Origin of the sequence: Microcoleus sp. Pol1C5 (assembly GCF_036701115.1) — a bacterium.
Classification (GTDB): domain Bacteria; phylum Cyanobacteriota; class Cyanobacteriia; order Cyanobacteriales; family Microcoleaceae; genus Microcoleus.
On sequence record NZ_JAUBQE010000118.1, the window covers coordinates 1 to 4,003 of the forward strand.

The 4,003-nt window shown below is 38.9% G+C and carries 3 protein-coding genes and 3 pseudogenes; 2 read left to right on the plus strand and 4 right to left on the minus strand.

Translation table 11 applies throughout. From position 1 onward, the window contains the following. Positions 1 to 252: 252 nt before the first annotated feature. Together QUA23_RS30500 and QUA23_RS31230 are read right to left on the minus strand one after the other, a co-directional pair. The gene (locus QUA23_RS30500; protein WP_333079615.1) at positions 253 to 540 is read right to left on the minus strand and encodes a hypothetical protein; all 288 of its coding nucleotides are present in this window, start codon (positions 538 to 540) and stop codon (positions 253 to 255) included. After that, complete coding sequence (locus QUA23_RS31230; protein ID WP_445243539.1) at positions 495 to 641, minus strand: winged helix-turn-helix domain-containing protein; 147 nt, start codon at positions 639 to 641, stop codon at positions 495 to 497. The genes QUA23_RS30500 and QUA23_RS31230 overlap by 46 nt, the downstream gene beginning before the upstream one ends. 390 nt (positions 642 to 1,031) lie before the next feature. On the opposite strand from QUA23_RS31230, the pseudogene QUA23_RS30505 reads away from it, so the two are divergent. Next, positions 1,032 to 1,550: pseudogene (locus tag QUA23_RS30505) on the plus strand (IS66 family transposase); the annotation flags it as partial. A 27-nt stretch (positions 1,551 to 1,577) separates the two neighbouring features. Here the strand turns inward: QUA23_RS30505 and QUA23_RS30510 are convergent. Beyond that, positions 1,578 to 2,622, minus strand: a protein-coding gene (locus QUA23_RS30510) for an IS630 family transposase (protein WP_333079616.1) whose coding sequence is annotated in 2 segments (ribosomal slippage) — positions 1,578 to 1,631 and positions 1,633 to 2,622 — 1,044 coding nt in all. Because the reading frame shifts where the segments join, the coding sequence is not laid out codon by codon here. Between the two features lie 77 nt (positions 2,623 to 2,699). On the opposite strand from QUA23_RS30510, the pseudogene tnpC reads away from it, so the two are divergent. Continuing rightward, a pseudogene (gene tnpC, locus QUA23_RS30515) lies at positions 2,700 to 3,675 on the plus strand (IS66 family transposase); the annotation flags it as partial. A 151-nt stretch (positions 3,676 to 3,826) separates the two neighbouring features. On the opposite strand, the pseudogene QUA23_RS30520 reads toward tnpC, so the two are convergent. Further along, positions 3,827 to 4,003, minus strand: a pseudogene (locus tag QUA23_RS30520) (IS1 family transposase); the annotation flags it as partial.

Genomic DNA, 4,003 nt, shown 5'->3' on the forward strand with positions numbered 1-4,003 from the left:
TATTGCTTCTTTAACAGGATGGCAATTTATTTTAGATGCCATATCTGTAGCAGGATTTTAGGAAACTGGTATTATTCACATATTATCAGCCATTCAGATTTTTTTAAATATGGATTAACCTGATTAAGATAATCTCGCATTTCTCCGTATTTATGGTAACTTGCCCCATCCCAAAATATTAAAATTCTAGCTCCTTTATTTAGACTTTGGAGGTATTTGACAAACAAAACTGTATTCTTTGAATTCCCGGCTTCATATTCTCGCACAAAAAATTTTTTTTATTTGATAGTTTATGGCTCCAAAATATGTTTGCCTTTCTCTCTGATTTGTCATCGGAACTTCTATTTTTTTATTCGTCTTTCCCCAAACATATCCACAAACATTGCCCCACAGAAGATGACATTCATTAATCATATACACCACCAGCTTTCCTGCCTCTATGTCTTCTCTGTTTTGTTCTAGTATTCTGTTGATTTCTATCTTTTTTGTTTCTACTAATTCATCGTTTTTTTTTGATTCTTTTTTTGAGTTTTTTTCCAACTAATTTTGGCTTCATCAAGCAATGTATAATAACTTTGATTTGATTGGAAGCGAACATCATATTTGTCTTCTATATATTCCCGAAGCTGCTGTAAGCTCAAATACTCTTGAGCCTCTAAGTAATTGATAATTTCCGAGCGCTATTCTCGACTTAGACATGCTTTTGACCCTTGATATCTCAATTTTAATTCTTTAACTCCATGTTGGATAAATTTTATTTTGACTTGACTGACAAATGTTGGTGATACATTTAATATTTTTTGAATGTCACAACAAGGTACGCCCTCAATCCACATCATTACTGACATTCTCGCTTCAGTTCTCTCGGAGCGGGGTTGCTATTGATAAAATCACTTAGCTCTTTTAAAGATTGCTGCTCAGACCTATCATTTTGTTTCACTAATATCCCCTCTCTAATTATTAGACTACCTAACCATTATAACTTATTTGTAAATTATTGTGAATCATTTAGGATTGCTATAGTAGCTTCCATGCTAAAACCAACTGCACTGACGAGCGAACCATACGAGATAGCCATCGCAACAGAGAACATGGCACAGGTAATGCTGTCGTTGGCAGAATGGCTACTCAAGCAACAACAGCACCTCAAACAGCAACAACGAAAACTCCAAGAAAAGCCGCAGTTGATAGAACAGCAGCAACAGGAGATCGAACAGTTAAAAGAAGCACTCGACAAGGTAAAAAACCGCACCTCATCAAACAGTTCCACTCCACCATCAGCAGACCTGCTCCTCAAGCCCAGCGACAAAAGTAAGTGAAAAAAAGGGAAAAAACGCGGTCCAAAATATGACCATCCTGGCAAGACGCGCAATGGATTTGGAGAGCCAGACAAAATCATTGAGCTAGAACTAGAAACATGTCCGGTGTGTCTCTCAGCAGTGGAACCAGTTACAAAAGCAAAGAGGAAAGTACAACAGGTAGCCGAACTGAGAGAGCAACCCGTAGAAATTAGAGTATATCGTCGCCCCTTATGCCAGTGTAAAGATTGTATAGCGTTCCTAATTGAGTTGTGAACACTAACCATACATATAAAGTTTGGGAAATCCAAATATTTGACGATAAGCGAAAAAACATAAATAACCTTTTTACTATGGTAAAAGATTTACAGCGATAGGAAAATTTTCTCAAGATATTCTTTCCTTGTAACCAAATATCTTCTACTGGATTTTGTTCGGGGGCATTCGGGGCAAATAAAATACAATTTATTTGCCCTTCTTCGGGAGATTTTCCGTCATTTACTAATTCTAAATATTCTCTTAATTCTTGTGACTTATGATAGGTGGCTCCATCCCAAATAATTGTCATTCTTGAGTTGGGGCGTTGTTTTCTCAAATATTTTAAAAAGCTAATTGTCTGAGCTGAATCTCCTTTTTCATAGGGTTGTACTAAAAATTCTTTATTTCCATAATCTAATGCTCCATAATAGGTTTGTCTCTGTTTTTGATTGGTCATTTCTACTTCTACTCTCCCAGCGCTTTTTCCCCAAACATACCCACATAAATCTCCCCACAATAAATGACATTCATTTAACATGAACACACATAACTTACCTTGTTTTATATCTGACTGCCATGTTTCTAAATACTCGTTAATTTCTTTTTTTTTAGATTCTACCAATTTGGGGTTTCCTTTAGAATTCTTCTTTTGGGACTTTTTCCAACTAATTTTAGCTGATTCAAATAAAGAATAGTAACTCTGTTGTGATTGATAAATTACTCCATATTTGGATTTTATGTAGATAGCTAGTTCGGCCAAATCCCACATTTCTCTCTGACTTAACCAGAGAATTATTTCGGCTTTTTCTGATTTACTTAAATAGCCCGGCTTCCCTTTGTACCCCATTCTCGGCTCTTTCACTCCCCCAATTGAAAATTTATTATTCCATTTACTAATAAATCCCAACGAAACGTTTAACTGTTTGATAATTTGACGATAAGATAGCCCTGACAAACTCCATTTAACTACCAATGCTCGTTTAATTTCTCGCGCATCTGAAGTTGATTCAATAAAATCATCTAACTCTAACTCTTGCTTTTTGCGATCGAGTACCTGGCTATCCATTTTGGCAATTCTCTGTTTATTATGCTTTTTATATTTTATCACATGGGTGTTCACAACTCAATTAGGATTGCTATAGCTGGTCAGGATACTCTCAATTACCACCAGGTGTCAAAGAAGGATTTAGCTACGGTGGTATATTGTGTAGCGTAGTGGGCTGGCTGGGGTACGGAGGTAACTTACCGAAAGTGAAAACAAGAATATTTTGTGGAACATGTCTTGGGGGTTCCGATCTCTCAAGGCAGTTTAGCCAAAATGCAGCATTACTTCCAAGAAAGCTTGGAGCCAATCTATCAGCAATGGTTGAGCTACGTACAACAACCGGGTGTGCGATGCGTTGATGAAACCACTTACTGTATTGATGGCATCAAGTATTGGTTGTGGGTGGCAACTAGCGATCGAGTTTGTGTGCTCTTGTTAGCTCCTACCCGCAGCAGTGCCGAACTCAAACAGTTATTGGGAGCAGATTTTTCTGGCATTCTCAGTAGCGATTGTTTTAGTGCTTACAATCTGCAGTCGGCAGCGGCGAAACAGAAGTGTTTCACCCATATAGAACACGATTTGAAAGCACTCAAATTCAGCCATTTTGAGGGAAATCGTCTGTTCGCTCAAGCGGTGAGTGAGATTTTAGCCACAGCCAGAACTTGGTATCGTGACTATCATGCTGGGAAATTGAGCCGCTTTCAAATCGCCGACCGGCGTCCGGCGCTCGAAGCTCAATTGCTTGCAGTTTTACACAATCCACCGACTACTGGATGGCCTGCCGATGCCCAAAGATTAGCCAACCGAATTCAACGTCATTGGAAAGAATGGTTCACTTTTTTAGACTATCCAGAAGTGAAACCGGACAACAATGATGCTGAGAGAGCTTTACGCCCGGTTGTCGTGCATCGCAAAGTAACTGGAGGAGCGCGCAGTGATTGGGGCGCTCAATCAGTAGCTCAGATGTTTAGTTTTTTAGAAACTGTTCGCTTACAAGGTGGGGAAGTGATCGCTCAATTATATGAGCTACTGTTTTTAGCTGGTCGGAGTCCTCCAGGCTTACAATTCAACTGAACTTTTCGTTGACAAAAATTGAATCCATCACTTTTCCACCAACTTCTTTCTGGCGGGTGGCAAGTTTTTCTGCAAGATCGCCTACAACTTGATTGCGCGGCGCTCGCTGACATCATTGGCGATACCGCAACACTGTTGCGGTGAGCAGTTACGACAAGGTTTTACGAAGCAAACGAGAAATTCGCTGAAGTAAAGTATTATTAAGTCTTTCAATATGACTGGTTTTTCCCGATTCTTTACCTACAAGCCGCTGTCTTTTAAAAGGTAGCACTTCCTCATCTAGATTCCCACAAATCAGTATAACAAACAGCACATTGTCTATAGACAT